The organism is Magnetospirillum sp. WYHS-4 (assembly GCA_039908345.1).
GTDB lineage: Bacteria > Pseudomonadota > Alphaproteobacteria > Rhodospirillales > GLO-3 > JAMOBD01.
Map to the genome: position 1 here is coordinate 1 of JAMOBD010000021.1, position 24774 is coordinate 24774.

The 24774-nt window shown below is 66.6% G+C and carries 26 protein-coding genes; 16 read left to right on the forward strand and 10 right to left on the reverse strand.

The features are described from left to right. Positions 1-188 precede the first annotated feature (188 nt). From trpS to ccmI, 10 genes are all read left to right on the forward strand, one after another. Complete coding sequence (gene trpS / locus H7841_07965; GenBank protein ID MEO5336813.1) at positions 189-1187, forward strand: tryptophan--tRNA ligase; 999 nt, start codon at positions 189-191, stop codon at positions 1185-1187. A gap of 55 nt (positions 1188-1242) precedes the next feature. Next, the gene (locus H7841_07970) at positions 1243-1788 is read left to right on the forward strand and encodes a NifU family protein (GenBank protein ID MEO5336814.1); all 546 of its coding nucleotides are present in this window, start codon (positions 1243-1245) and stop codon (positions 1786-1788) included. A 196-nt stretch (positions 1789-1984) separates the two neighbouring features. Then, on the forward strand, positions 1985-2983 hold the full coding sequence (locus H7841_07975; GenBank protein ID MEO5336815.1) for a glucosaminidase domain-containing protein: 999 nt from the start codon (positions 1985-1987) through the stop codon (positions 2981-2983). Between the two features lie 94 nt (positions 2984-3077). Continuing rightward, positions 3078-3806, forward strand: coding sequence for a heme ABC transporter permease (locus H7841_07980; GenBank protein ID MEO5336816.1), 729 nt, complete (start codon positions 3078-3080; stop codon positions 3804-3806). A gap of 3 nt (positions 3807-3809) precedes the next feature. Beyond that, on the forward strand, positions 3810-3983 hold the full coding sequence (gene ccmD, locus H7841_07985; GenBank protein MEO5336817.1) for a heme exporter protein CcmD: 174 nt from the start codon (positions 3810-3812) through the stop codon (positions 3981-3983). Then, positions 3967-4455 carry a cytochrome c maturation protein CcmE gene (gene ccmE, locus H7841_07990; protein MEO5336818.1) on the forward strand — a complete coding sequence of 163 codons (489 nt, stop codon included), beginning with the start codon at positions 3967-3969 and terminating at the stop codon, positions 4453-4455. Before ccmD ends, ccmE begins: the two co-directional genes overlap by 17 nt. Further along, positions 4452-6416 (forward strand): heme lyase CcmF/NrfE family subunit, encoded by a 1965-nt coding sequence (locus H7841_07995; GenBank protein MEO5336819.1) that lies wholly within the window; start codon positions 4452-4454, stop codon positions 6414-6416. Before ccmE ends, H7841_07995 begins: the two co-directional genes overlap by 4 nt. Further along, on the forward strand, positions 6413-6949 hold the full coding sequence (locus H7841_08000) for a DsbE family thiol:disulfide interchange protein (protein MEO5336820.1): 537 nt from the start codon (positions 6413-6415) through the stop codon (positions 6947-6949). The genes H7841_07995 and H7841_08000 overlap by 4 nt, the downstream gene beginning before the upstream one ends. Beyond that, positions 6946-7422 (forward strand): cytochrome c-type biogenesis protein CcmH, encoded by a 477-nt coding sequence (locus H7841_08005; GenBank protein ID MEO5336821.1) that lies wholly within the window; start codon positions 6946-6948, stop codon positions 7420-7422. The genes H7841_08000 and H7841_08005 overlap by 4 nt, the downstream gene beginning before the upstream one ends. Continuing rightward, positions 7419-8522, forward strand: coding sequence for a c-type cytochrome biogenesis protein CcmI (gene ccmI / locus H7841_08010; protein MEO5336822.1), 1104 nt, complete (start codon positions 7419-7421; stop codon positions 8520-8522). The genes H7841_08005 and ccmI overlap by 4 nt, the downstream gene beginning before the upstream one ends. Before the next feature lies 1 nt (position 8523). Here the strand turns inward: ccmI and H7841_08015 are convergent, their stop codons facing one another. From H7841_08015 to H7841_08025, 3 genes are all read right to left on the reverse strand, one after another. Continuing rightward, entirely contained in the window at positions 8524-9933 is a 1410-nt protein-coding gene (locus H7841_08015; GenBank protein MEO5336823.1) for a PleD family two-component system response regulator, read from the reverse strand. A gap of 22 nt (positions 9934-9955) precedes the next feature. Continuing rightward, a complete protein-coding gene (locus tag H7841_08020) occupies positions 9956-10321 on the reverse strand; it encodes a response regulator (protein MEO5336824.1) in 366 nt (121 codons plus the stop codon). A 293-nt stretch (positions 10322-10614) separates the two neighbouring features. Continuing rightward, positions 10615-11313, reverse strand: coding sequence for a Crp/Fnr family transcriptional regulator (locus H7841_08025; protein ID MEO5336825.1), 699 nt, complete (start codon positions 11311-11313; stop codon positions 10615-10617). Between the two features lie 98 nt (positions 11314-11411). Between H7841_08025 and H7841_08030 the strand changes: the two genes are divergently transcribed. Together H7841_08030 and H7841_08035 are read left to right on the forward strand one after the other, a co-directional pair. After that, positions 11412-12356: a glycosyltransferase family 2 protein gene (locus H7841_08030; protein ID MEO5336826.1), complete on the forward strand. Its 945-nt coding sequence runs from the start codon at positions 11412-11414 to the stop codon at positions 12354-12356. 57 nt (positions 12357-12413) lie between these two features. Further along, a complete protein-coding gene (locus H7841_08035; GenBank protein MEO5336827.1) occupies positions 12414-12632 on the forward strand; it encodes a hypothetical protein in 219 nt (72 codons plus the stop codon). Here H7841_08035 and mutS read toward each other — a convergent pair. Beyond that, the gene (gene mutS / locus H7841_08040; protein MEO5336828.1) at positions 12592-15258 is read right to left on the reverse strand and encodes a DNA mismatch repair protein MutS; all 2667 of its coding nucleotides are present in this window, start codon (positions 15256-15258) and stop codon (positions 12592-12594) included. The two genes, H7841_08035 and mutS, sit on opposite strands and share 41 nt — an antisense overlap. 155 nt (positions 15259-15413) lie before the next feature. Here mutS and H7841_08045 point away from each other — a divergent pair, with 155 nt between their 5' ends. Together H7841_08045 and H7841_08050 are read left to right on the forward strand one after the other, a co-directional pair. Continuing rightward, the gene (locus H7841_08045; GenBank protein ID MEO5336829.1) at positions 15414-15905 is read left to right on the forward strand and encodes a hypothetical protein; all 492 of its coding nucleotides are present in this window, start codon (positions 15414-15416) and stop codon (positions 15903-15905) included. Between the two features lie 16 nt (positions 15906-15921). Then, entirely contained in the window at positions 15922-18204 is a 2283-nt protein-coding gene (locus H7841_08050) for an NADP-dependent malic enzyme (protein ID MEO5336830.1), read from the forward strand. Position 18205: 1 nt separating this feature from the next. On the opposite strand, the gene ppa is transcribed toward H7841_08050, so the two are convergent. The 4 genes from ppa to typA all read right to left on the reverse strand — a co-directional run bounded on the left by ppa (position 18206) and on the right by typA (position 21958). Beyond that, entirely contained in the window at positions 18206-18814 is a 609-nt protein-coding gene (ppa, locus tag H7841_08055; GenBank protein ID MEO5336831.1) for an inorganic diphosphatase, read from the reverse strand. Between the two features lie 66 nt (positions 18815-18880). Then, entirely contained in the window at positions 18881-19633 is a 753-nt protein-coding gene (locus tag H7841_08060; protein MEO5336832.1) for a YkgJ family cysteine cluster protein, read from the reverse strand. 4 nt (positions 19634-19637) lie between these two features. Continuing rightward, positions 19638-20126: a YchJ family protein gene (locus H7841_08065; GenBank protein MEO5336833.1), complete on the reverse strand. Its 489-nt coding sequence runs from the start codon at positions 20124-20126 to the stop codon at positions 19638-19640. A 2-nt stretch (positions 20127-20128) separates the two neighbouring features. Next, positions 20129-21958 carry a translational GTPase TypA gene (typA, locus tag H7841_08070; GenBank protein ID MEO5336834.1) on the reverse strand — a complete coding sequence of 610 codons (1830 nt, stop codon included), beginning with the start codon at positions 21956-21958 and terminating at the stop codon, positions 20129-20131. Positions 21959-22066: 108 nt separating this feature from the next. On the opposite strand from typA, the gene H7841_08075 reads away from it, so the two are divergent. Then, the gene (locus H7841_08075) at positions 22067-22468 is read left to right on the forward strand and encodes a pentapeptide repeat-containing protein (GenBank protein MEO5336835.1); all 402 of its coding nucleotides are present in this window, start codon (positions 22067-22069) and stop codon (positions 22466-22468) included. Positions 22469-22479: 11 nt separating this feature from the next. After that, entirely contained in the window at positions 22480-22851 is a 372-nt protein-coding gene (locus H7841_08080) for an RNA-binding S4 domain-containing protein (protein MEO5336836.1), read from the forward strand. Between the two features lie 27 nt (positions 22852-22878). Here the strand turns inward: H7841_08080 and H7841_08085 are convergent, their stop codons facing one another. Then, on the reverse strand, positions 22879-23409 hold the full coding sequence (locus H7841_08085) for a PAS domain-containing protein (protein MEO5336837.1): 531 nt from the start codon (positions 23407-23409) through the stop codon (positions 22879-22881). Positions 23410-23424: 15 nt separating this feature from the next. Then, positions 23425-24723, reverse strand: a complete 1299-nt coding sequence (locus tag H7841_08090) for a methyl-accepting chemotaxis protein (GenBank protein ID MEO5336838.1) — start codon at positions 24721-24723, stop codon at positions 23425-23427. Positions 24724-24774: the final 51 nt, after the last annotated feature.

Below are 24774 nucleotides of genomic sequence, written 5' to 3' on the forward strand. Positions count from 1 at the left end.
GACGCGGGCGGCGGCGCTGGCGGTCCTGGTCGGCGCCGGGGCGGCGGCCTTCTTGCTGTTCGCCCACCTGACCGGCGCGGCCCGCCTGTCGGACCTGCGGACCCTGATGCGGGGGCGCAACAACGGTTGACCGGGGGGACGGGCCGTGCCATGACACGGCCGCTCGCCATCCCCACAGGGTTTTCGTCATGAACCGTATCTTTTCGGGCGTGCAGCCCACCGGCAACCTGCATCTCGGCAACTACCTGGGCGCCATCCGCAACTGGGTGCGGCTGCAGGAATCCTACGAGTGCATCTTCTGCGTGGTCGATCTGCACGCGATCACCGTCTGGCAGGACCCGGCCCAACTGCGCGCCAGCACCCGCGAGGTGACGGCCGGGCTGATCGCCGCCGGCATCGACCCGAAAAAGCAGATCGTCTTCAACCAGAGCATGGTCTCCGGCCATGCCGAACTGGCCTGGATCTTCAACTGCGTGGCTCGCCTGGGCTGGCTGAACCGCATGACCCAGTTCAAGGAGAAGGCGGGCAAGCACAAGGAGAACGCCTCGGTCGGGCTCTACGCCTATCCCAACCTGATGGCGGCCGACATCCTGCTTTACCGCGCCACCCACGTGCCGGTGGGCGAGGATCAGAAGCAGCACCTGGAACTGACCCGCGACATCGCCATCAAGTTCAACAACGACTTCAAGACCGACTTCTTCCCGGTGCCCGAGCCCCTGATCTTCGGCGCCGCCACCCGGGTGATGAGTCTCCGCGACGGGACCAGGAAGATGAGCAAGTCGGACGAATCCGACTATTCGCGCATCAACATGACCGACAACGCCGATACCATCGCCTTGAAGATCAGGAAGGCCAAGACCGACCCCTTGCCCTTGCCGGAAACCAAGGAAGGTTTCGAGGGCCGGCCCGAGGCGGCCAACCTGATGGGCATCTACGCCGCCCTGTCGGACACCACGCTGGAAGACGTGCTGGCCAAGTTCGGCGGCGAGCCCTTTTCCACCTTCAAGCAGCACCTGGCCGACCTGGCGGTATCCGTCCTGGGCCCCATCGACCGCGAGATGGCGCGCCTGATGCAGGACCCGGTCACGGTGGACGCGGTGCTGAAGGACGGCGCCGAGCGAGCCGCCGCCCTCGCCGCGCCCATCCTGGACCAGGTCAAGGACATCGTCGGGTTCCTGCGGCCTTGACGTGGCGGAAAACACAGCCCATTTCTTGGGCAACGTAAATCACAGGTGACGATCCATGTTCATCCAGACCGAGCCCACCCCGAATCCCGCGACGCTCAAGTTCCTGCCCGGCTGCGGGGTGATGGCGCAGGGGTCCGCCGATTTCCAGAGCGCCCAGGCCGCGGCGCGGTCGCCGCTGGCGTCCCGGCTGTTCGAGATCGACGGCGTGGGCGGGGTGTTCCTGGGGTCGGATTTCATCACCGTGACCAAGGCCGGCGCCGGCGATTGGGGGGTGCTGAAGCCCCAGATCCTGGGCGCCATCATGGACCATTTCACTTCCGGACGCCCGACGATCGAGGGCGAGGAAGCCGCCGACGAGGGCGGGGCCGACAGCGCCATCGTCAAGAAGATCAAGGAACTGCTGGACACCCGCATTCGCCCGGCCGTGGCCCAGGACGGGGGCGATATCGTGTTCCGCAAGTTCGAGGACGGCGTGGTCTATCTGAACATGCAGGGTGCCTGCTCGGGCTGCCCCAGCGCCAGCGCCACCTTGCGCAACGGCGTCGAGAATATGCTCCGCCATTATGTTCCAGAGGTTAAGGAAGTTCGTCAAGTCTGCTGAGATTACAATGACTTGATAGGGCTATCCTAAGGGGAAAATAAACCGATAGTTCCTTGGTGCCCAAAGCCGTTATCATTGGCTCCCGAACCGGCCGGGGGTTCCGAGCCGTGTGGCGTGTCGAGGGGCAGGGGGCCATTCGCGAAGCCTGGGAGACGACTAAGGCCTTTCTAGCGAAGCCGAGGAGATTCGATTCCCCATGATGTCGACCTTCGAAAGAGCCGCCTTGGCCCTGGTGGGGCTTCTGGTTCTGAGCCTGATGGGCGCCGTCTACGTCAGTCCCCCGGACATGGCGACCGCCTCGCCGCGGGCCGTGCTGCATATGGCCGCCTCGGCGATGATCCCCACCCGAATTCCCTTTCGCAAGGACGCCGAATACTGGGACCGTCGCGGCCCCGGCCAGTCGTCCCACACCCTGGCCAATTCCTTCCGCCGTCTGGGCTACGACTTCGAGCAAGTGAAGACCGGCCAGGATTCGGTGCCGCGCGTCTTCCTGGCGAACGTGCCCACCGACCTGGACAAGGTCCGCGAATCGGACATGCGCAAGGCGCTGTTCATCCAGATGGTGCTGCCCCTGGTCCTCGAGGTGAACGAGGAAATCGAAGCCGACCGGGCCCGCCTGCTGGAAATCGCGGCGCGCGGCAAGGCCGGCCAGCGCCTGGACGCCATCGACCGGCTGTGGCTGACCGTGGTCGCCGAACGCTACGAGGTGGAACGCGACGACATCGAAGGCTTGCTGGAACGCCTCGATATCGTGCCTGTTTCCCTGGCCGTCGCCCAAGCGGCGGCGGAAAGCGGCTGGGGCACCTCGCGCTTCGTGCGGGAAGGCAACGCCCTGTTCGGCCAGTGGACCACGGAAACCTACGACGGCTTGACCCCCAAGGAGCGGGAAGACGGCGCCTCCCACAAGGTCCGTGCCTTCGACAGCCTGTCGGACTCCGCGCGGTCCTACGTGCACAACCTCAATACCCACAAGGCCTACCAAGGCCTGCGCAAGGCGCGCGCGGCGATGCGCGACAAGGGCGAGACCCTGAGCGGCCACAAGCTGGCGGCCGAACTGATCCGCTATTCGGAACGGGGCCTCGACTATGTGGCGGACCTGCGCAATATCATGTCCGCCAACGACCTGGGCAAGCTGGACAAGGCCCGCCTGCGCGAACGCGAGGCCGGCGCCCCGCCCCGCGACAAGGACGTTTGACCGTCCGATCCGGGCGGGCCAGCGGCGACTACGGAGCACCTCTCACGGAAAGTCTACTGGAAATGCCGGCCGGGGGGCGCTAAAACACCGGCCCATGTTCGGTTACGCCAACCCCACCCGTTTTACCCGCCTCGCCACGGCCTTGACGCCGTGGCTGGCCGGAGCCACCGCCCTGCTGCTGGGGGCGGGGCTCTACATGACCTTCTTCACCGCGCCGCCCGACTACCAGCAGGGCGAAAGCGTGCGCATCATGTATGTGCACGTGCCGGCCGCCTGGATGGCGCTGTTCTGCTACGTCTCCATGGCGATTTCGGCCGCCGTCGGCTTGATCTGGAAGCATCCGCTGGCCGATCTGGCCGCCAAGGCCACCGCGCCCGTGGGCGCCGCCTTCTGCTTTCTCGCCTTGTTTACCGGCTCGCTCTGGGGCAAGCCCATGTGGGGCACCTTCTGGGTCTGGGACGCACGGCTGACCTCCATGCTGGTGCTGTTATTCCTCTACCTCGGCTACATGGCCTTGGTGAACGCCTTCGACGACCCGGCGCGCGGCATCAAGGCGTCCTCCATCCTGGTGCTGGTCGGGGTGGTCAACGTGCCAATCATCAAGTTCTCGGTGGATTGGTGGAACACCTTGCACCAGCCGGCTTCCATCATCAAGAAGGGCGGACCTTCCATCCATTCCAGCATGTTGTGGCCGCTGCTGTTCATGGCGCTGGGCTTCACGGCGTACTATCTATGGGTTCTGGCGGTGCGCGTCCGGGCCGAGATCCTGGCCAACAAGATCCGTGCGCTACGCCTCCGTCAGGTCCACGCGGGGGGCGACTAAGCCATGGCCGAATTCCTCGCCATGGGCGGCTATGCCGCCTTCGTCTGGCCCAGCTTCGGCGTCACCGCCCTGGTGATGGCGGTCGTGCTTGCCGTCTCGTTGCGCGGCCTGAAGGAAAACCAGCGGGCTCTCGATGCCCTCAAGTCCCAGGAAGGGGCAGATGAAGCGGAAGCATAAACGCCTGACCTTCGTCCTGATCGCGCTGGGTCTCCTGGCCTCCGCGGTGGGCTTGGTGCTATCGGCGTTGGACGAGAACATCGCCTTCTTCTTCGGGCCCACCGACGTGCTGGCCAAGAACCCGTCGCCCGACCGCCGCCTCAGGGTCGGCGGCTTGGTGGAACAAGGCAGCGTCAAGAAGGCGGCGGGCTCTTCCGAGACCAATTTCCGCATCACCGACCTGAATGCCGCCGTGCCGGTGGTCTACAAGGGCATCCTGCCCGACCTGTTCCGCGAGGGCCAGGGCGTGGTTGCCGAGGGCCGCATGCGGGATGGCGTCTTCGTGGCCGACGAAGTGCTGGCCAAACACGACGAGAACTACATGCCGCCCGAAGTCGCCGACGCGCTGAAGAAGTCCGGCCAGTGGCAGCACGTGAAGGATTCACTCGAACAATCGGGGCAGATGCCCCCGAAGGACGGGACCGCGAAATGATCGTCGAAGCCGGCCATTTCGCCCTGATCCTGGCTCTTTTGATCGCCGCCGTGCAGGCGGTCGTCCCCATGGTGGGCGCGGCGCGCGGCAACGCCGTCTGGATGGCGATGGGCCGCTCCGCCGCCGTCATGCAACTGGCGATGATCGGTCTCGCTTTCGCGGCGCTGACTTACGCCTACGTGACTTCCGATTTCTCGGTGGAGAACGTCTTCCGCAACAGCCATTCCGACAAGCCGATGCTTTACAAGGTGTCGGGCGTCTGGGCCAACCACGAGGGCTCGATGCTGCTCTGGGTGACGGTGTTGGCGGCGTTTTCCGCTTCCGTCGCCCTGTTCGGCCGCAACCTGCCGCCCAGTCTGAAGGCTCGGGTCCTGGCCATCCAGGGGTTGATCTCCGTGGGCTTTCTGCTGTTCATCCTGCTCACGTCCAATCCCTTCGTCCGGATGATGCCGGCGCCCGAGAACGGCAAGGGGCTCAATCCCCTCCTGCAGGACCCCGGCTTGGCTTTCCACCCGCCCTTCCTGTACCTGGGCTACGTCGGCTTCTCGGTGGCTTTCTCGTTCGCCATGGCGGCCCTGATCGAGGGCCGGGTGGACGCCGCGTGGGCCCGCTGGGTGCGGCCCTGGACGCTGGCCGCCTGGGCCTTTCTCACGATCGGCATCGTGCTCGGGTCCTGGTGGGCCTATTACGAATTGGGCTGGGGCGGCTGGTGGTATTGGGACCCGGTGGAGAACGCCTCCTTCATGCCCTGGCTGGCGGGCACCGCCCTGCTGCATTCCTCCATCGTGGTGGAGAAGCGCAACGCGCTCAAGGGTTGGACCGTCTTCCTGGCCATCGTCGCCTTCGCCATGAGCTTGCTGGGGACCTTCCTGGTGCGCTCGGGCGTGCTGACCAGCGTGCATGCCTTCGCCACCGATCCCGAGCGCGGCGTCTTCATCCTGATCCTGCTGATGGGCTTCATCGGCGGCGGCTTTTCCCTATTCGCCCTGCGTGGGCCCAGCCTGAAGGCCGGCAGCCTGTTCCAGCCGATGTCCCGGGAAGGCAGCCTGCTGCTCAACAACCTCCTGATGACGACGGCGGCCGGCGTGGTGCTGCTGGGCACCCTCTATCCGCTGCTGCTGGACGCCCTGGGCGGCGGCAAGGTCTCGGTGGGCCCGCCCTTCTTCAACGCCGTCTTCGTGCCCTTGATGATTCCCATGGTGCTTGCCATGGCGGCCGGGCCCTTCCTGTCGTGGAAGCGGGGCGAGGCCCTGCCGGTTCTGGCGAAGCTGCGCCTGGCCGGCGGCTTGGCGTTGGCGGCGGCCCTGGCCACCGGCTACGTCTGGGGCGGCCAGCCTCTCCTCGCCCTGCTGGGCATGGCCCTGGCGTTCTGGCTGTTTGCCGGTACCCTCACGGAACTGGCCGACCGCATCCGGCTGTTCCGCGCGTCTCTGGCCGAAAGCCTGCGCCTACTGGCCCGGGTGCCGCGTGCCGCCTGGGGCATGACCGTGGCCCATGCCGGCTTGGCGGTGGCCATCGTCGGCATCACCGGGTCTTCCGCCTGGAAGGTCGAGCATATCCAAGTGATGCGGCCGGGCGACACCGTCCAGGTCGCTGGCTACGACTATACCTTCCATGGCGCCCGCGACACCGAAGGTCCCAACTACATCGCCACCGTCGGCAATTTCACGGTCAGCCGGGGCGGAAAGGAAATCGTCAAGCTGGAGCCCGAGAAGCGGGTCTATCCGGTCGAGGGCCGCCCCTCCACCGAAGCCGCCATCCACAGCATGGTGTCGGGCGACCTCTACGCGGTCATCGGCGACGAGGACAAGGGCGGCGGTTACGTCACCCGGCTTTACTTCAATCCCCTGGTGGCCTGGATCTGGGCCGGCTCGGCGCTGCTGGTGCTGGGGGCGACGATCAGCCTGTCCGACCGCCGCCATCGCATCGGCGCCCCGCGCCGGAAGGTGGCCGGGGCATGAAGCGGGTCGTCTATTTCCTGCCGCTGATCGTTCTGGCGATCCTGGGCGGCTTCTTCCTCAAGGGGTTCGACCTCAACCCGCGCGAACTGGCCAAGATGCTGGAGGGCCAGCCGGTTCCCGAGTTCGACCTCAAGCCGATCAAGGGCCGCGACGACGGGTTCAAGAATACCGACCTGCTGGGCGAGGTGAGCCTGGTCAACATCTTCGGGTCCTGGTGCGTCTCCTGCCAGGTCGAGCATCCCTTCCTCATGGAGATCAAGAAGAAGGGTCTGGTGCCCATCCACGGCATCGACTGGCGCGAAAGGAATCCCGACGACGGCCCGCGCTGGCTGGCCAAGCACGGCGATCCCTACACCCGGGTGGGCGACGACCCGGAAAGCAAGGCTGCCATCGCCTTCGGTGTCTCCGGGGCGCCGGAAAGCTTCCTTGTCGATAAGCAGGGCATCGTGCGCTACAAGCACGTGGGGCCGGTGACGCCGGATGTCTGGCAAAAGGTCCTTTGGCCCCTGATTCAGGAGTTGCGCAAGCGATGACCCGCCTCGCCCTCCTTCTGGCCGCCCTGCTCGCGACCCTTCCCGCCTTCGCGGTGGAGCCCAACGAGATTCTCAAGGACCCGGCGCTGGAACACCGCGCCCGCGACGTGGGGCAAGCCTTGCGTTGCGTCGTCTGCCAGAACCAGTCCATCGACGATTCCAACGCCGAACTGGCGCGCGACATGCGCATCCTGGTGCGCGAGCGCATCCTGAAGGGAGACAGCGACCGGCAGGTGCTCGACTACATGGTGTCGCGCTACGGCGACTTCGTGTTGCTCGATCCGCCCTTCAAGGCGACCACCTATGCCCTGTGGTTCGGCGCGCCCCTGATCGTCCTGCTCGGCCTCGGCGGCGTCCTGCTGTTCTATCGCCGCCGCAACGCCGACGGGGCGGAAATCCCGGACGAGCCCGCCCCCCTCAGTGCCGAGGAAAAGCGCCGCCTGGAGGCGCTGTTCAAGGAGGACGGCCGGTGATCAACCTCTGGATCTTCATGGCCTGCGCTTCGGCGGTGGCCCTGATCGGCGTGCTGATGCCCGTCTTCCGGCGCCAGGCGGAGGTCCAGCCCGACCGCGCCGAGTACGATCTGGCGGTCTATCGCGATCAGCTCTTGGAAATCGACGGCGACCTGGAACGGGGCCTGATGGCGCCGGCTCAGGCCGACGCCGCCCGTACCGAGATCCAGCGCCGCATGCTGGCCGTGGCGCCGGCCCAAGCCGTCGTTCCCGCGGCCCCGGGATCGGGGCGCGACATGCTGCTGGCCATCGGCCTGGCGATCGCCGTGCCGGTGGCGGCCATCGCGCTCTATACCAAGCTGGGCTCGCCCGGCCTGCCCGACCTGCCTCTCTCGGCCCGCAACCTGGGCCAGGAGCGGGTGGCCGACCGCCAGGCGGACATGGAAAAACTGGTGGCCCAGCTTGCCGAACGGCTGAAGAAGAATCCCGACGACCTCAAGGGCTGGATGGTGTTGGCGCGGTCGCTTGACGGCATGGAACGCTTCGGCGAATCTGTCGAGGCCTATGCCAGGGCGGTGGAATTGTCGAACCGCCAGCCGGAAATCGTCGGCGACTATGCCGAAGCCCTGGTCCAGGCCGGCGGCGGTGACGCCATTCCCGACCAGGCCCTCGTCCTGTTCGAGGAGGTGCGCGCCAAGGACCCGCAGGACCCGCGTCCCTACTTCTACAAGGGCGCCAGCCTGGGCCGGAAGGGCGATCTTAAGGGCGCCGTGCAGGAATGGACCGATCTGGTGGCGGTTTCCCCGCCGGATGCGCCCTGGCTGGCGCAGGTCAGGCAAAGTCTGGCGGCGGCGACCGAAAAGCTGGGCCTGGGCCCCGATGCGGTCAAGCCGCGCATCCAGGGCGAGGCGCCGGCGCCGTCCGCCGCCGCTCCGGCCGAGATGAGCGCCGAAGAACAGCAGGCCTTCATCCGTCAGATGGTGGAACGCCTGGAAAGCCGTCTGAAGGAGAATCCCGGCGATAAGGACGGCTGGGAACGGCTGGGCCGCGCCTACGATGTGCTGGGCGAGCCGATGAAATCCCTGGAAGCCTACAAGAAGGCGCGGGCGCTGGAGAAGTAGGTCAGCCGGGAATGATCTCGCCCGTCGGCACGATGCCTTCGCCGGGTTCGGGGACGACGCGGTCGCGACCGCCGTTTTTCGCTTCGTAGAGCGCGACGTCGGCGGCCCGGATGAGGGCGTCGCAATCCAAGCTGCCCAGCGGATTCTCCGCCACCCCGATGCTGACCGTCAGCGCCAAGTCCTTGTCCAGCCCCCTGGGGCGGAAAGGTTCGGCGGCTACCTTGGCGCGCAGCCGTTCGGCCACCGCCACCGCCACCGCCAGCGAGGTGTCGGGCATCACCACCACGAATTCTTCGCCGCCGTAACGCGCCGCCATGTCGAAGCCGCGGATGTTGCGGCCGATGCGCCCGGCCATTTCGACCAATACCTCGTCGCCCACCGGGTGTCCGAGGGTGTCGTTGACCTGCTTGAAGTGGTCGATGTCGGCCATCAGCAGGCTGACCGGCTTGCCCGCCCCCGCCATCCGCTTGAGGATCGCCTCCAGGTGGACCTGGAGGTAGCGGCGGTTGTGCAGTCCGGTCAGGCTGTCGGTGAGCGCCAGCGACAGGCTATGCAGGAAGTTGGTGCGCAGCCGGTCCTGGTAGCGCTTACGCTTGACCTGGGTACGCACCCGCGCCAACAACTCGTGGGTCTCGATGGGCCGTAGCAGGTAGTCGTTGACCCCCAATTCCAGGGCCTTTATCAGGCGGTCCATGTCGTCGTCGTCGCCAATCAGAAGGATCGGCGTCTGGCGCGTGGCCTCGAACGAGCGCAGCTGCGAGGCCAGGCGCAGGGGCCCTTCACGGTCGCCTTCCAGGCCGATCAGGACCACGTCGGGGTTGACCGCCGCCACCGCCTCGGGCAGATCGCCGCTGGGGTTCAGGACCGTGGTGTCATTATGGTCCGCGGCCAGGAATCGGCGAACGTTCTCCGCCTCGATGGCGCTGCCGTCCACCAGCACCACCCGCGCGTCGCCGCCGTGGGTGGGATCGGGTTCCAGCCCCAGCGCCAGCCCGAGGCTCTGGGTGGTCTCCTCGCGCAGTCGCCACTGGTCGAGCATGCGCTTGAGCCGCACCAGGGAGCGAACGCGGGCGAACAAGGTGGTGTCGACCACCGGCTTGGTCAGGAAATCGTCGGCTCCGGCATCCAGGCCGCGCACGCGGTCGTCGGTGCCGCTGAGCGCCGTCACCATGACCACCGGGATGTGGGTGGTGGTGGGATCGGCCTTGATGCGCCGACAGACCTCGAAACCGTCCATCCCCGGCATCATGACATCGAGCAGCACGAGATCGGGATTGACCTCGGGCACGGCGTCCAGGGCCGCTTGCCCATTATTGGCGGTATGGACCTCGTAGTATTCCGCCGACAGTTTTGCCGCCAGCATCTTGAGGCTGGGCAGCATGTCGTCGACTACGAGGATTCTTGCGGACATGCGCCTGCCGCCCCAATCCGGCTCAGCCGAGGAACTGGGCGATGGTCTGCAGGAAGCTGGGCACCGAGATCGGCTTGGCGATGTACCCGTTACAGCCGCCTTCGCGGATTTTCTCTTCGTCGCCCTTCATCGCGAAGGCGGTCACCGCGATCACCGGTATGGCCTTCAGGGCGTCGTCGCCCTTCAGGATGCGGGTGATTTCCAGCCCCGAAATTTCCGGCAACTGGATATCCATCAGAATCAGGTCCGGCCTGTGTTCGCGGGCCAAGTCGACGGCGGAACGGCCATCCTTGGTCTGCACGGTATTGTAGCCGTGCGCCTGCAGAAGGTCGTTGAACAGCTTCATATTCAGATCGTTGTCTTCGACGATCAGGATGGTCTTCGACATCGGCCGCTCCCGCGCACCACGAACTTCCCTGCCCCAGGTCCGGATTTCCCGGTTCCCTCCGCAAGCCTCGGAAGATCATGGAGGATTCGCCGCCCCGAGTCAAACGGGCCGGCCGGTCCGTCAGAAACTCGTCATATCGAAGCCGGCACCCGTGGCCCAGGCCAACACCAGAAGCGACAGCGCAACGCCGAATGCCTTCAGATTATCCATGACGCCCTCCCATCCGCGTGGGTCGGGACGATCATGCCGCGACGACCGGCCGGCGTCTGTGAAACCGATCACGGAAACGGGGGTCACTCGCCCCGCACTTCCTCGACCAAGTCCTGCAGACGCTCCACATCGGGAATCGCCAAGCAGTCCTTCTTGCGCTCCAGCACTTTCTGGCGGGCCAGATCGTTCATCACCCGGGCCACGGTCTCGCGGGTGGTGCTGACCCGGCTGGCGATGTCGCCGTGCACCGGGATCGGCTTGATGACGGCGCTGTTTTCGCCGGTCATGTTGGTGCGGGCCTGGCGCAGCAGTTCGGCATGCACCCGGTTGTTGGCGCCCAGGGTGCTGAGGTCCATGATGCGGTCGGTCGACACGCGGACCACGTTGGCCAAACGCCGCATCACCTTGAGCGCCATGGCCGGATGGCGCTCGAGGGTCTTGAGGAAGTGATCGGGCGGCAGGGTGGCGATCAGGCATTCGGTCAAGGCCATGACGCTGGCGGACCGGGGCTGGCCGTCGAGGGCGGCCAACTCGCCGAAGTAGTTGCCCTCGGCGATGTCGTCCAGGGTGATCTCCCGTCCGGACAACGAGTAATTCACCACCCGTACACGGCCGCGCACCACGAAGCAGATATCGCGCGTGTCGCTCTGGCGATCGATGATCTGTTCCTGCGGCGCGTAACGCTTCCAGCGGCAGGCCTGCTCGACCGCCAGTCGTTCGTCGGCGCTCAGGCCGGCCAGAAGGTCGACCCCCGCCAAGTTGTTCGAACCGCCTTCCGCCATTTCCCCCTCCCCGATCCTCCCGGTTCTATAGCACGGGGTCCATCCGGAAGCGAGGCCCGGTCTTGCTCGTCCCCCGCTTCCCCGATTATCCTGGCGCCATGAAACTTGCCGTCGTCATCCCTTGCTTCCGCGAGAAGGCCCATATCCTCGATGTGCTGGAGCGCATCGGGCCGGAAGTCGACCATATCCTGGTCGTCGACGACGCCTGCCCCGACGGCACCGGAGCCTTCGTGCGCGAGTCCTGCCGCGATCCGCGCGTCGAGGTCCTTGTTCACGAACGCAACCAGGGGGTCGGCGGGGCGACGCTGACCGGCTACCAGCGGGCCCTGGATCTGGGTGCCGAAGCGATGGTCAAGCTGGACGGCGACGGCCAGATGGACCCGGCCCTGATCGGCGCCATCGCGGCGCCGGTGCTGAAGGGCCGCGCCGACTACGCCAAGGGCAACCGCTTCCACGACTTGGCCGGCCTGGAACAGATGCCCGGCTACCGAATCTTCGGCAATCTGGCCCTGTCCTTCGCCACCAAGCTGTCCAGCGGCTACTGGGACGTCTTCGATCCCACCAACGGCTTCACCGCCATCCACGCCGCCGCCGCCCGCCGCCTGCCCTTCGACAAGATCAGCCGGTCCTATTTCTTCGAATCGGACATGCTGTTCCGGCTCTATCTGGCCCGCGCGGTGGTGGAAGACGTGCCGATGGCGGCCCGCTACGGCACCGAGACCAGCCACATCCGCCTGGGTCGCACGCTGGCGGAATTCGCCGCCAAGCATGTCCGCAACATCATGAAGCGGATCTTCTATTCCTACTTCCTGCGCGACTTCAACATCGCCTCCATCGAACTGGTGCTGGGCAAGCTGCTGTTCCTGTTCGGCTTGGCCTACGGCGGTTTCCGCTGGTGGCAGAGCGAGGCGACCGGCATCCCGGCCACCGCCGGCACGGTCCTGCTGGCCGGCCTGCCGGTGATCCTGGGCACCCAGATGCTGCTGGGCTTCCTCGACTACGACACCCGCAACATCCCAAGACGGCCGCTGCAGTCCCTGTAGGGCGCGGGCGAGCATTCCGCGGATGACGGCGGCCGCGTTCCCCGCTATGATCGATGCATGACCGATACGGATCGCGACATTGCGGACATCAAGGCCACCCTGGCCCGGCTGGAGCCCATGCTGGCGAAGCTGATGGATGGTCAAGCCGCCATGAACGAACGCTTGGCAAGGCTGGAAGGGCGGATCGAGGGCCAGGGCCAGTGGCTCCAGTCCATGGACCAGCGCTTCACCGCCCTCATGCATCCCTACGAGCCCCGCAAGCCTGCGGCGGAGTAACCTGCCTACAGAGCAGCCCCTTCAGCCGGTACAGCGCCTCCAGCGCCTCGCGGGGACTGAGGTCGTCGGGGTTGAGCGCCCGGAGGGCTTCCTCGGCTGGCGACGGCTTGGGTGGTGCCGCGGGCGGGGGGGCGGCGCGGGCGGCGGCGAACAGGGGCAGATCGTCGGCCAGACGCGCCACCGCGCCCGAGGAATCGCCCTGTTCCAAGGTCGCCAGCACTTCCTCCGCCCGGTCCACCGCCGCCTTGGGCAGGCCGGCCAGGCGCGCCACGTGGATGCCGTAGGACCGGTCGGCGGCGCCCGGCGCCACTTCGTGCAGGAACACCACCTCGCCCTGCCATTCCTTGACCCGCATGGTGTGGCAGGCCAGCCCGTCCAGGCGGGCGGCCAGGTGGGTGAGTTCGTGATAGTGGGTGGCGAACAGGGCCCGGCAACGGTTCGCCTGGGCCAGATGCTCGACCACCGCCCAGGCGATGGACAGGCCGTCGAAGGTGGCGGTGCCGCGTCCGATCTCGTCCAGGATCACCAGGGCCCGTTCACCCGCCTGGTTGAGGATGGTCGCCGTTTCCACCATCTCGACCATGAAGGTCGACCGCCCGCGCGCCAGGTCGTCGGCGGCGCCGACCCGCGAGAACAGCCGGTCCACCACCCCGATGCGGGCGCTTTCCGCCGGCACGAAGGCGCCCATCTGCGCCATCAGGGCGATCAGGGCGTTCTGACGCAAAAAGGTACTCTTGCCCGCCATGTTGGGGCCGGTGAGCAGCCACAGCCGGCCGTCCGGGTTCAAGGTACAGCCGTTGGCGACGAAGGCGCCGGACCCGGTTTCCTCCAGCGCCGCCTCGACCACCGGATGGCGGCCGCCGACGATGTGGAAATCGCGGCTGGAATCGACCGTCGGACGCACGTGGCGCCGTTCCACCGCCAGTTCCGCCAGGGCTGCCGCCAGGTCGAGAGCGGCCAGGGCGCGGGCTGCCGCCGCCACCGCGTCCGCCCGCCCGATCGCCTCGCTCACCAGTTCGCGGAACAGGTCCTCCTCCAAGGCCAAGGCTTGCCCGGCGGCGCTGGCCATCTTCCCTTCCAACTCGCCCAGTTCCACCGTGTTGAAGCGCATGGCACCGGCCATGGTCTGGCGGTGGATGAAGGGATCGCCCGGACCGCAGGGCATCTTGTCCGCCTGCTTGGCCGGCACCTCGATGAAATAGCCCAGCACGTTGTTGTGCTTGATGCGCAAGGTGGCGATGCCGGTCCGTTCCGCATAGCGGGCCTGCATGCCGGCGATGACCCGGACGCTTTCGTCGCGGAAGGTGCGCAACTCGTCCAGGCGCGGCGAATATTCGGGCGCGATGAAGCCCCCGTCGCGGGCCAGCAGGGGCAGATCGGGCCCCAGGGCACCGGTCAGGCGCTCGACCAGGGCGTCGTGCTGGCCCAGAGCCTCCAAGGTCGCCTCCAGGCCTTGCGGCAGGCCCCCGAAGCCTTCCGAATAGAGATGCAGGCGCAGCCTTCCGGTAAGCCCCAGGCCGTCGCGCATGGCCGCCAGGTCGCGCGGGCCGCCGCGCCCCAGGGTCAGACGCGACAGGGCACGTTCGATATCCGGGCAGCGGGCCAACATCTCGCGCAGCCCCGAACGCAGACGTTCCCGTTCCACGAAGAACTGGACCATGTCGAGGCGGCGGTCGATGGCCGCCGGATCGGTCAGCGGCGCCCCCAGGTGGGACGCCAGAAGCCGCGCTCCGCCCCCGGTGACGGTGCGGTCGAGAGTGGCCAGCAGGCTGCCCTTGAGTCCACCGGACAGGGTCTCGGTCAGTTCCAGGTTGCGCCGCGTGGCGGCGTCGATTTCCATCACCGCCCCCAGGGCGAGGCGGCGCGGCGCATTCAGGCGCGGCAGGCGGCCTTTCTGGGTCAGTTCGATATAGTCGACCAGGGCCCCGGCGGCGCCCAGTTCGGCCCGCCCGAAGTCGCCGAAGGCATCCAGCACCTTGACCTGGAAAAGGGTCTCCAGCCGTCGGCGCCCGTTCTCCGAATCGAACCGGGCGGCAGGCTGGGGGGTCAGGCGGTCGCGCCAGTCGCGGAACAGGTCCGCCAAGTCGGGTTTCGACAACAGGACGTCGGGGACCAGAAGCTCGCCCGGCCCCACCCGGGCCAGCAGGGCGGCCAGGGAAGCGCGGTCGGTGGCCTGGGTCTGGAAGTCGCCGGTGGAGACGTCGATCCAGGCTGCCGCCAAGTCGCCCCGAACTTCGGCCAAGGCGGCCAGATAGTTGTGGCGCCGCGCATCCAGCAGGCTGTCCTCGGTCAGCGTGCCCGCCGTGATGACCCGGATGACGTCGCGCCTGACCACGGACTTGGCGCCCCGCTTGCGGGCCTCCTCGGGGTCTTCCATCTGCTCGCAGACCGCCACCCGGAAACCCCGGCGGATCAAGCGCGACAGATAGGCCTCGTGGCTTTTCACCGGCACCCCGCACATGGGGATGTCCTCGCCCAGGTGCCGGCCGCGCTTGGTCAGCGCGATGTCCAACGCCGCCGACGCCTTGGCCGCGTCGTCGAAGAACAGTTCGTAGAAGTCCCCCATGCGGTAGAACAGCAGCGCGTCGGGATAATCCCGCTTGACGGCCAGGTATTGGGCCATCATCGGGGTCACTTGCGCGTCGGAAAGGCTGTCGTCGGTCACGGCGGGGTCGTCTTGCTGAGGGTGCGGGGACCTTAGCACGGCGGCGTGGGGGAAGACTATGAATCCCGCTCGTCCTCGTGCAATATGGGCGAAACAACATCGTCCATGGGGGACCCGTGACCGATACCGCCGCCATTCCCACCCGCGAGGTCGTCGGCTTGTTCGCCGACCGCCAGTCCTTCGAATCCGCCGTCAACGCCCTGCTGGAAGTCGGGTTCGAGCGTGCCGACCTGAGCGTGCTCGGCTCCCACGAATCCCTGGACGCCGCCGGCAAGCCGGGTAAGCCCTGGGGCGACGTGCTGACCGCCCTGGTGGGCGAGATCAAGTTCGAGGTACCGCTGGTCGCGTCCGGCGCCATCTTCCTGTTCGGCGGGCCGTTCGCCGCCACCATCGCCGGCGTGGTTGGCGCGGCGACCGCCGGCATGGCGTTGAAGGAAGTGGTGGGCGAGGTGACTTCGACCCCCCACACCGACGACTTCGCCCGCGCGCTCACCGCCGGCAGCGTCATTCTCTGGGTAAGCGCCGAGACGCCGGAGCGGGAACATACGGCCATCGGCCTGTTGACCGCCCACGGCGGCGCCAACGTCCATCTGCACGAACATGCCTGACAAAGGGGGCAAGGGAATGGACGACGACAAACCGAGCGCCGTGCTGGCGCGGGAATCCTTGCGCCTGCATGCCTCGGGCCGGCCCGGCAAGATCGAGATCCATCCCACCAAGCCGCTCACCACCCAGCGCGACCTGTCGCTCGCCTATTCGCCGGGCGTCGCCGCGCCCTGCCTGGAAATCGAAAAGGACCCGTCCACCGCCTACGACTACACCGCCAAGGGCAACCTGGTGGCCGTCATCTCCAACGGCACGGCGGTGCTGGGTTTGGGCGACCTGGGAGCACTGGCGGGCAAGCCGGTGATGGAAGGCAAGGCGGTGCTGTTCAAGCGCTTCGCCGACGTGGACGCCATCGACCTGGAGGTCGATACCCGCGACGTGGACGAATTCGTCAACTGCGTGCGCTTCCTGGGCCCCACCTTCGGCGGCATCAACCTGGAAGACATCAAGGCCCCGGAATGCTTCATCATCGAGCAGCGCCTGCGCGAGTTGATGGATATTCCGGTCTTCCACGACGACCAGCACGGCACGGCGATCATCACGCTGGCCGGCGTCATCAACGCCTGCGACCTGACGGGGCGCGACCCGGGCGACCTCAAGCTGGTGGTCAACGGGGCCGGCGCGGCGGCCATCGCCTGCGTCGAACTGATAAAGCGCCACGGCGTCCGCCACGAGAACGTCACCCTCTGCGATACCAAGGGCGTGGTCTACCAGGGGCGCACCGAGGGCATGAACCAGTGGAAGTCGGCCCATGCCATCGCGACCAAGGCCCGGACCCTGATCGAGGCCATGGAAGGCGCCGACATGTTCCTCGGCCTCTCGGTCAAGGGCGCGGTGACGCCCGAGATGGTCGCCGGCATGGCGTCCAAGCCCATCGTTTTCGCCTGTGCCAATCCGGACCCTGAAATCCTGCCGGAAGACGTCAAGGCGGTGCGGCCCGAGGCCATCGTGGCTACCGGCAGGTCAGATTATCCCAACCAGATCAACAACGTACTGGGCTTTCCCTACATTTTCCGGGGCGCGCTGGACGTGCGGGCCCGCACCATCAACGACGAGATGAAGCTGGCGGCCGCCCGTGCCATCGCCGAACTGGCCCGCCAGGACGTGCCCGACGAGGTGGGCGCCGCCTATTCGGGCGGCCATCTGCGTTACGGTCCAGAATACCTGATTCCCGCCCCCTTCGATCCGCGCCTGATCACCGCCGTGCCGTTGGCGGTGGCGCGGGCCGCCATGGATTCCGGCATCGCCCGGCGGCCGGTCATGGACATGGGGGCCTACGCCGCCGAGTTGTCGGCCCGACTCGATCCCACGGTAGGCAGCCTGAACGCCATCCTGCAGGAAGTGCAGGCCAACCCGCAGCGTGTCGTTTTCGCCGAAGGCGAGGAGGAAAAGACCGTCCGCGCCGCCGTGGCCTTCCTGAACGCCGGCTACGGCACGCCGGTTTTGGTGGGCGAGGAGGACCGCATCGCCCAGGCCATGGAACGCCTGGGCTTCACCGGCGTGGAGGGTATCGAGATCCATAACGCCCGCCTGGACACCGATACCCGTGACTACATCGACTATCTGTACGGCCGCCTGCAGCGCAAGGGCTACCTGTTGCGCGACTGCCAGCGGATGGTCAACCGGGGCCGCAACTTCTTCGCCGCCTGCATGGTGGCGCTGGGCAAGGCCGACGCCATGGTCACCGGCCTGACCCGCACCTACCATACGGCGCTGGACGAAATCACCAAGGCCCTGGACCCCAAGCCGGGGGCGCGGGTGATTTTCGGCCTGTCCATGCTGTTCTCGCACGGGCGGACGGTGTTCGTCGCCGATACAGCGGTGCATGCGCTGCCCGATTCGCGCCAGTTGGCCGCCATCGCCCACCAGGCGGCGGCCGAGGTGCGGCGCCTGGGCCACGAACCGCGGGTGGCCCTGGTCTCGTTCTCCAACTTCGGCCAGGTGATGCCCGACCGGGTGAAGACCATCCACGAGGCGGTGCGCATCCTGGACGCCTCGGAAGCCGACTTCGAATACGACGGCGAAATGAACGCCGAGGTCGCGCTCAGCCACGAACTGATGGCCGAGGCCTACCCCTTCAGCCGCCTGTCGGGACCGGCCAACGTGCTGGTCATGCCGGGCCTGAATTCGGCGACGCTGTCGGCGCAACTGGTGCAGATCCTGGGCGGGGCGACGGTGATCGGCCCGTTGCTGATCGGGCTGTCGAAGCCGGCCCAGATCGTCACCATGGGCGCCACGGTCTCCAACATGGTGACCATGGCCGCCCTGGCCGCCCACGAGGCGGCGGCCAAGCGGCGGTAGGCTATTTCTTCTTCTTGGACTTCTTGTCCTTCTTGGCGGGATCGCCGACCACCTCGTTGTCACGGCCGGGATTCTCCACCATGGTGCCGCCGGCGCGCCGGACGCCTTCGCGGATCAGGTCCAGGGCCTCTTCCTTTTCGCCCCAGCGCTTGACCTGGACCCACTTGCCCTTTTCCAGGTCTTTGTAGTGGCCGAAGAAGTGGGCGATCTGTTCCAGCAGGATGGCCGGCAGGTCACGGTAGGAAGCGACGTTGGCGTAGTAGGGATGCAGGTCGTCGACGGGGACGCAGAGCATTTTCTCGTCCAGGCCGGCTTCGTCTTCCATCAACAGTACCCCGATGGGCCGCGAGCGGATGACGACGCCGGGCGCCACCGGCACGTTGCCCAGCACCGCGGCGTCGATGGGATCGCCGTCTTCCGACAAAGTGTGGGGGATGAAACCGTAGTTGAACGGGTAGTACATCGCCGTGTGCAGGAAGCGGTCGACGAACATGGCGCCCGACTTCTTGTCCAGTTCGTACTTGACCGGGCTGCCGCCCACCGGGATCTCGATAACCACGTTGACATCGTACGGCGGGTTCTTGCCCACCGGGATCTTGGAAATATCCATGTGCCGGGCCCTCCTTGGGAAAGCCCGGAATTATAATGCTGCGTTGCAGCAAGACCAGTGGGAAATTTACCGGGCACCCAGCTCGGCAGCGCATTCCCGGTAGCGGCGATGGTAGTCGGTCAGGGCGGCGATACCGGCCGTCCGGGCCGCGAATTCCACCATCAGGGGAGCCTGCTTCGCCGTGAAGTCGCCCATATCGACCTTGGGAAGGTGGGGAAGCAGCGTGGCGAAATTGACGATCACGTGCCCTCCGGCCGGTTTGGCTGCCATCTTCAGGAGATTCTCCATCAGCGGCGGACTGGCGGCCAAAAGCCAATCGGCATAGCGCCTTAAGATCGGGGCCTGATCCAATAGCGCCTTGCGCTCCCGGTCGAAGTCCTGACGGGACACGATTTCCTTGTCACGATAAGCCACCGGAGCGGCGGCTGAGACGTCGCAGTCCCAGCCGGGCCGGGGAACCAGCAGGTCCCTTTGGTCGGCTTCTTCCCGGTAAGCCGAAAAGGGCATGGTGCGGCAGCGCGTGGGTTTGACATCCTGGATGGCACAAAGCCCGTCCGTCGTCAGGGCGGGACAGGCCAGCGCCGGCGGAATATAGGAGGTCGGCACGACGCCGACGGCAAACTCCTTCCTCTTGCCCAGCCGAACGGTGGTTCCCAGTCGCGCGGTCAGGGAGAACGCCCGCGCCCCTTGACGCAGGGGCGTCCAGACGAGCACGAGAGGAAAGCGGCCTGCGTGGACCAGGGCTTCGTCGAGAGTCAGGGGCAGCCAGCCGTAACAGCACTTGCCGCAGGCCGTGCAGGTAAAATGCCGTTCCGCCATGGCATCAGGTGCCGCAACACTTCTTGTACTTCTTTCCCGACCCGCAAGGGCAGGGATCGTTCCGGCCCACCTTGACCACGTGGCGTGGCGGCGGCTTGGGATTCATCTTGCCGTCGACGTAGACCCAGATTCCCTGCTCGCGCCGGAAGCTGGCCAATTCGTGATGGATCTGTTCCTGGCCTTGACGGGAAAAGCGGGCGGCGAATTCCACGGCGCCCGTCTGATCGTCGGGTCCGCCGCCTTCCACGCCGCGGATTTCCAGTCCCAGCCATTCCACCTGATCGGCCAGGCTTTCGGCCGCGGAGCGGCTGAAATCTCCCTGGATCTCCGGGGCGTGGGTCCGCTCCAGGTAGTCGAAGGTCCGGTGCACGAAGGCGCTGTAGCGGGACCGCATCAGCGCTTCGGCCGTAGGGGCCGGCGCGCCCGCGATCAAGGGACCGCAACAGGTATCGAATCCTTGGCCTGAGCCGCAGGGACAAGAGATCGTCGTCATGTCTACCGCCTTTCGATCTCCGCCGCCTTTTCCGCCTTCTTGCGCTCGTTGGGGTCCAGGTAGCGCTTGCGCAGCCGGATGGATTTGGGCGTCACTTCCACCAGTTCGTCGTCGCCGATGTAGGCGATGGCCTGTTCCAGGCTCATGCGCCGGGGCGGCGTCAGGCGGATGGCGTCATCCTTGCCGGCGGCGCGGATGTTGGTCAGCTGCTTGGCCTTCAGAGGGTTGACGTCCAGGTCGTTGTCCCGGGTATGCTCGCCGATGATCATGCCCTGGTAGACCCGGATGCCCGGATCGATGAACAGCGGACCCCGCCCTTCCAGGGTGTTCAGCGCGTAGGCTACCGAATTGCCGTCCCCGTTCGAGATCAGCACGCCGTTGCGCCGGCCGGGCACCGTGCCACGGAAGGCCCCGTAGGAATGGAAGACGCGGCTCATCACGCCGGTGCCCCGGGTTTCGGTGAGGAACTCGCCGTGATAGCCGATCAGGCCCCGCGACGGCGCCAGGAAGACCAGGCGGGTCTTTCCGCCGCCCGAGGGGCGCATTTCCTTCAACTCGCCCTTGCGGACGCTGATCGCCTCGACGACGATGCCGGCGAAGGCCTCGTCCACGTCGACCTGGACTTCCTCCAGGGGCTCCAGGGTCTCGCCGGTGGTTTCATCCTTGCGCAGCAGCACGCGCGGCCGGCTGATGGACAGCTCGAAGCCCTCGCGGCGCATGGTCTCGATCAGCACGCCCAACTGCAATTCGCCGCGCCCGGCCACCTCGAAGGCGTCCTTGTCGGGGCTTTCGGCGATGCGGATGGCGACATTGCCTTCCGCCTCGCGCAACAGGCGGTCGCGGATCACCCGTGAGGTCACCTTGTCGCCTTCCTGGCCCGCCAGGGGCGAATCGTTGATGGTGAAGGTCATCGTCAGGGTCGGCGGGTCGATGGGATTGGCCTTGATCGGCTCGGCGACTTCCAGCGCGCAAAGGGTGTCGGCCACCGTCGCCACCTGAAGCCCCGACAGGGCCACGATGTCGCCCGCGTCGGCCGATGGAACCGCCATCCGCTGCAAGCCGCGGAAGGCCAGGATCTTGGTCACGCGGGTGCGTTCCAACTCGCGGCCGTCGCGGCTGAGCGCCTTGATGGTGGCGTTGGGAGGCAGGCTGCCCGAAAACACCCGCCCGGTCAGGACCCGGCCCAGGAAGGGATCGGATTCCAGGGTGGTGACCAGCATGCGGAAGGGGCCTTCCTCCACCTTGGGCGGGCGCACGTGGGAGACGATGCAGTCGAACATCGGCGTCAGGTCGCCGCCCTGCTGGTTCTGGTCGGTGCTGGCCCAGCCATTGCGGCCCGAGGCGTAAAGCAGCGGAAAATCGAGCTGTTCGTCGTTGGCGTCCAGGGCGGCGAAAAGGTCGAAGACCTCCTCGTGCACCTCGTCGATGCGGGCGTCGGGGCGGTCCACCTTGTTGATGACCACGATGGGCCGGAGCCCCAGCTTCAAGGCCTTCATGGTGACGAACTTGGTTTGCGGCATGGGGCCTTCGGCGGCATCCACCAGCAGGATCACGCCGTCCACCATGCCCAGGATGCGCTCCACCTCGCCGCCGAAATCGGCGTGCCCCGGCGTGTCGACGATGTTGACCCGGATTCCCTTCCATTCCACCGAGGTGCACTTGGCCAGGATGGTGATGCCGCGTTCGCGCTCCAGTTCGTTGGAGTCCATGGCGCGTTCGGCCACCTGCTGGCCGGTGCGGAAGGTTCCCGCCTGCTTCAGAAGTTCGTCCACCAGGGTGGTCTTGCCGTGGTCGACGTGAGCGATGATGGCGATGTTGCGCAGTTCGGTCATGGGGGTTCCGTCCGTTGGGGAAGCCGGAGAAGGACCATTCCCCGCGCCGCTTGTCAAGCGGCCCTCGGCGGGCGGATAATGGCCGCCTTGGTCGGGGAGGCCAAAACCATGGATCAACGGCAGTTGGATGTAGTGCTCGAGGCCCACATGCTGTGGGGCCGGTCGCGGGGCGCCCAGGGCACCCGGGCCATGCTGGGCGGGCAGGACCTCAGGGACCTGGACCTGCAGGGCGCCGACCTGCAGAACGCCGACCTGCGCGGCGCCAACCTGACGGGAGCCAACCTCTCGGGCGCCGACCTGAGGGGCGCCAACCTGGTGTTTTCCGTGCTGCTGAACACCAAGTTGTGCAGCGCCCTGCTGGCCGGGTCGGACCTGACGGAAGCGGACCTGCGGGGCGCCGACCTGACGGGTGCCGACCTGACGGCGGCGGAACTCTGGCGGGTCAACATCAAGGGAGCGAAGATCGCGCCGGAGACCCTTCACGCCGCCCTCAACTGCCGGCGGCCGTGACCGGGGGCGGCTTGCGAATCGACAAGTGGCTCTGGCATGCCCGTTTCTTCAAGAGCCGGACCCTGGCCGGCAAGGCCTGCACGGCCGGCGGCTTCCGCCTGAACGGCACCCCGACCGGCAAGGCCCATGCCTTGGTCAAGCCGGGCGATGTGCTGACGTTTCCCTTGGGGCCCCATATTCGGGTGATCCGGGTCGTCGCCCTCGGCACCCGGCGCGGTCCGGCGCCGGAAGCCCAAGGACTCTACAAGGATCTGGACCCGCCTAGGGCCAAGCCGCCGAATCCCGGCTCTCCGGCCTTGAGGGCCGCTGGCACCGGCCGCCCGACAAAGAAGGAGCGCCGGGCTATCGAACGGCTACGGTCGGGTTCCGAGCAAGAAACCTGACCGCCTTGATGGCGGCGCGGATGAACTTCAGGTGCCCAGGGCGAAGATCAACTCGTCGTACCGCATGCCCTTGTCCTTCAGCAGGTTCACCAGCATGGCGTGGGAGGCGTTCATGCCGTCCTTGGCGTTGGAATGCCGGTTCTCTTCCTGCAGGAGCTGGTTGTAGAGGGGGATGATAGTGGATGTCAGCACCGTCCGGTTGGGCACCCGGCGGTTGGAATGGTAGCCTACCAGGTTGCCCGAACCGTCGCGGCTCGGGGTGACGTGGGCCAGCACCCAGTAATGGTCGCCGTTGGCCGAGCGGTTGACCACATAGGCGAATATCTCGTGGCCGCCCTGGATGGTGTCCCAGAGCAGCTTGAAGACGCAACGCGGCATCTCGGGATGACGGATCATGCTGTGGGGCTGGCCGATGGCCTGCCTCTCGGTATAGCCGGCCATACGGAAGAAGACCTCGTTGCCGTAGGTGATACGGCCCTTCAGGTCCGTCTTGCTGACGATGATCTCGTGTTCGGCGAAGGTCCGCTCGACACCGGTGAGAAAGGTCGCTTGCACCATGGTAAGGGGTTCCTCTCAGACGACTTTACGGAGTTCGGACAGGAAACCGTCCACGGCACGGCGCAGGTTTTCGGCTTGCTCGGACAGTTCGGCGGCGGCTTGGAGAACTTCGCCGGCGGCATGGCCGGTCTCGGTGGCGGCGGCGGTGACGTCGACGATGTTGGAGGTCACCTCGGTGGTGCCCTGTGAAGCCTGCTGGACGCTCTGGGCGATCTCGCGGGTGGCGGCGCCCTGTTCCTCGACCGCGGCGGCGATGGTGGTCGCGGCATTTTTGATGCCGGCCATGGAACGGGTGATTTCGTCGATGGCGTTCACCGCGTCCTGGGTGGCCGACTGGATGCCGCCGATCTGGCCCGAGATTTCCTCGGTCGCCTTGGCGGTCTGGTTGGCCAGGTTCTTCACCTCCGAGGCGACGACGGCGAAGCCCTTGCCGGCCTCGCCCGCCCTGGCCGCCTCGATGGTGGCGTTGAGCGCCAGCAGGTTGGTCTGGTCGGCGATATCGGTGATCAGGTTGACCACCTCGCCGATCTTCTGGGCGGCGGCAGCCAGCCCCTTGATCTGCATGTTGGTGCGCTCGGTGCGCGTCATGGCCTCCTGGGAGGCGTCGGCCGACTGGTTGACCTGGCGGGTGATTTCCTCGACCGAGGCCGAAAGCTCCTCGGTTGCCGCGGCCACGGTCTGGACGTTCTGTGCCGCGCCTTCGGCGGCGTTCGCCACCACGGTGGCCTGGCGGCTGGTGGTCGAGGCGGTGCTTTCCATGGCCCCGGCCGAGGCCTGCAGTTCGGTGGCGGCCGAAGCCAGGGTGCCGACCACCTTCTGCACCGATGCCTCGAAGGCGTCCGCGACCTTGCGGAAGTTGGCGACCTTGCCGTTCATGGCGCCGATAGCCGCGTTGACCGTACGGGCGCCGCTGGTGAAGGCTCCCGTCGTGCCCTTCTCGATGATGCGGCGGAAGTAACGGTTCTGGGCCACGTATTCCATGGCGGCGCCCGATTCGCGCACGAAGGCGTCGGTGCGGTCGATCATGTTGTTGAGGGTCTTGTGCAGGTCGCCCATGCGGCCCTTGGCGTCGGAAAGCACGATGCGGGCCTCGAAGTCGCCCTTGTCGATGGCCTTGCAGACCGCCAGGGCCTGGGCGATCTCCGTGTCCACCCTGCGCAGGAAGAAGATGGGCAGAAGGGCTAGAACCACCGCGCCCAGCGCCATCGCGGTCTTGATGCCGAAGCCGGAAACGACGATATCCAGCACAATGGAAACGGCGGCCAGGATGGCGACCATTGCCGCCGCGATCATGGATTTCGTCAGGTTGCACATGAACTAGCCCCCTCCTTCAAAGCCAAAAAGTACAGTTGGGATAGAGTACCA

What these genes read in the sequence shown, in the direction of transcription:
- trpS (MEO5336813.1), top strand. Translation starts at nt 189, where the DNA reads ATGAACCGTATCTTTTCGGGCGTGCAGCCCACCGGCAACCTGCATCTC.
- H7841_07970 (MEO5336814.1), top strand. Translation starts at nt 1,243, where the DNA reads ATGTTCATCCAGACCGAGCCCACCCCGAATCCCGCGACGCTCAAGTTC.
- H7841_07975 (MEO5336815.1), top strand. Translation starts at nt 1,985, where the DNA reads ATGATGTCGACCTTCGAAAGAGCCGCCTTGGCCCTGGTGGGGCTTCTG.
- H7841_07980 (MEO5336816.1), top strand. Translation starts at nt 3,078, where the DNA reads ATGTTCGGTTACGCCAACCCCACCCGTTTTACCCGCCTCGCCACGGCC.
- ccmD (MEO5336817.1), top strand. Translation starts at nt 3,810, where the DNA reads ATGGCCGAATTCCTCGCCATGGGCGGCTATGCCGCCTTCGTCTGGCCC.
- ccmE (MEO5336818.1), top strand. Translation starts at nt 3,967, where the DNA reads ATGAAGCGGAAGCATAAACGCCTGACCTTCGTCCTGATCGCGCTGGGT.
- H7841_07995 (MEO5336819.1), top strand. Translation starts at nt 4,452, where the DNA reads ATGATCGTCGAAGCCGGCCATTTCGCCCTGATCCTGGCTCTTTTGATC.
- H7841_08000 (MEO5336820.1), top strand. Translation starts at nt 6,413, where the DNA reads ATGAAGCGGGTCGTCTATTTCCTGCCGCTGATCGTTCTGGCGATCCTG.
- H7841_08005 (MEO5336821.1), top strand. Translation starts at nt 6,946, where the DNA reads ATGACCCGCCTCGCCCTCCTTCTGGCCGCCCTGCTCGCGACCCTTCCC.
- H7841_08015 (MEO5336823.1), bottom strand. Translation starts at nt 9,933, where the DNA reads ATGTCCGCAAGAATCCTCGTAGTCGACGACATGCTGCCCAGCCTCAAG.
- H7841_08020 (MEO5336824.1), bottom strand. Translation starts at nt 10,321, where the DNA reads ATGTCGAAGACCATCCTGATCGTCGAAGACAACGATCTGAATATGAAG.
- H7841_08025 (MEO5336825.1), bottom strand. Translation starts at nt 11,313, where the DNA reads ATGGCGGAAGGCGGTTCGAACAACTTGGCGGGGGTCGACCTTCTGGCC.
- H7841_08030 (MEO5336826.1), top strand. Translation starts at nt 11,412, where the DNA reads ATGAAACTTGCCGTCGTCATCCCTTGCTTCCGCGAGAAGGCCCATATC.
- H7841_08035 (MEO5336827.1), top strand. Translation starts at nt 12,414, where the DNA reads ATGACCGATACGGATCGCGACATTGCGGACATCAAGGCCACCCTGGCC.
- mutS (MEO5336828.1), bottom strand. Translation starts at nt 15,258, where the DNA reads ATGATGGCCCAATACCTGGCCGTCAAGCGGGATTATCCCGACGCGCTG.
- H7841_08050 (MEO5336830.1), top strand. Translation starts at nt 15,922, where the DNA reads ATGGACGACGACAAACCGAGCGCCGTGCTGGCGCGGGAATCCTTGCGC.
- ppa (MEO5336831.1), bottom strand. Translation starts at nt 18,814, where the DNA reads ATGGATATTTCCAAGATCCCGGTGGGCAAGAACCCGCCGTACGATGTC.
- H7841_08060 (MEO5336832.1), bottom strand. Translation starts at nt 19,633, where the DNA reads ATGGCGGAACGGCATTTTACCTGCACGGCCTGCGGCAAGTGCTGTTAC.
- H7841_08065 (MEO5336833.1), bottom strand. Translation starts at nt 20,126, where the DNA reads ATGACGACGATCTCTTGTCCCTGCGGCTCAGGCCAAGGATTCGATACC.
- typA (MEO5336834.1), bottom strand. Translation starts at nt 21,958, where the DNA reads ATGACCGAACTGCGCAACATCGCCATCATCGCTCACGTCGACCACGGC.
- H7841_08075 (MEO5336835.1), top strand. Translation starts at nt 22,067, where the DNA reads ATGGATCAACGGCAGTTGGATGTAGTGCTCGAGGCCCACATGCTGTGG.
- H7841_08085 (MEO5336837.1), bottom strand. Translation starts at nt 23,409, where the DNA reads ATGGTGCAAGCGACCTTTCTCACCGGTGTCGAGCGGACCTTCGCCGAA.
- H7841_08090 (MEO5336838.1), bottom strand. Translation starts at nt 24,723, where the DNA reads ATGTGCAACCTGACGAAATCCATGATCGCGGCGGCAATGGTCGCCATC.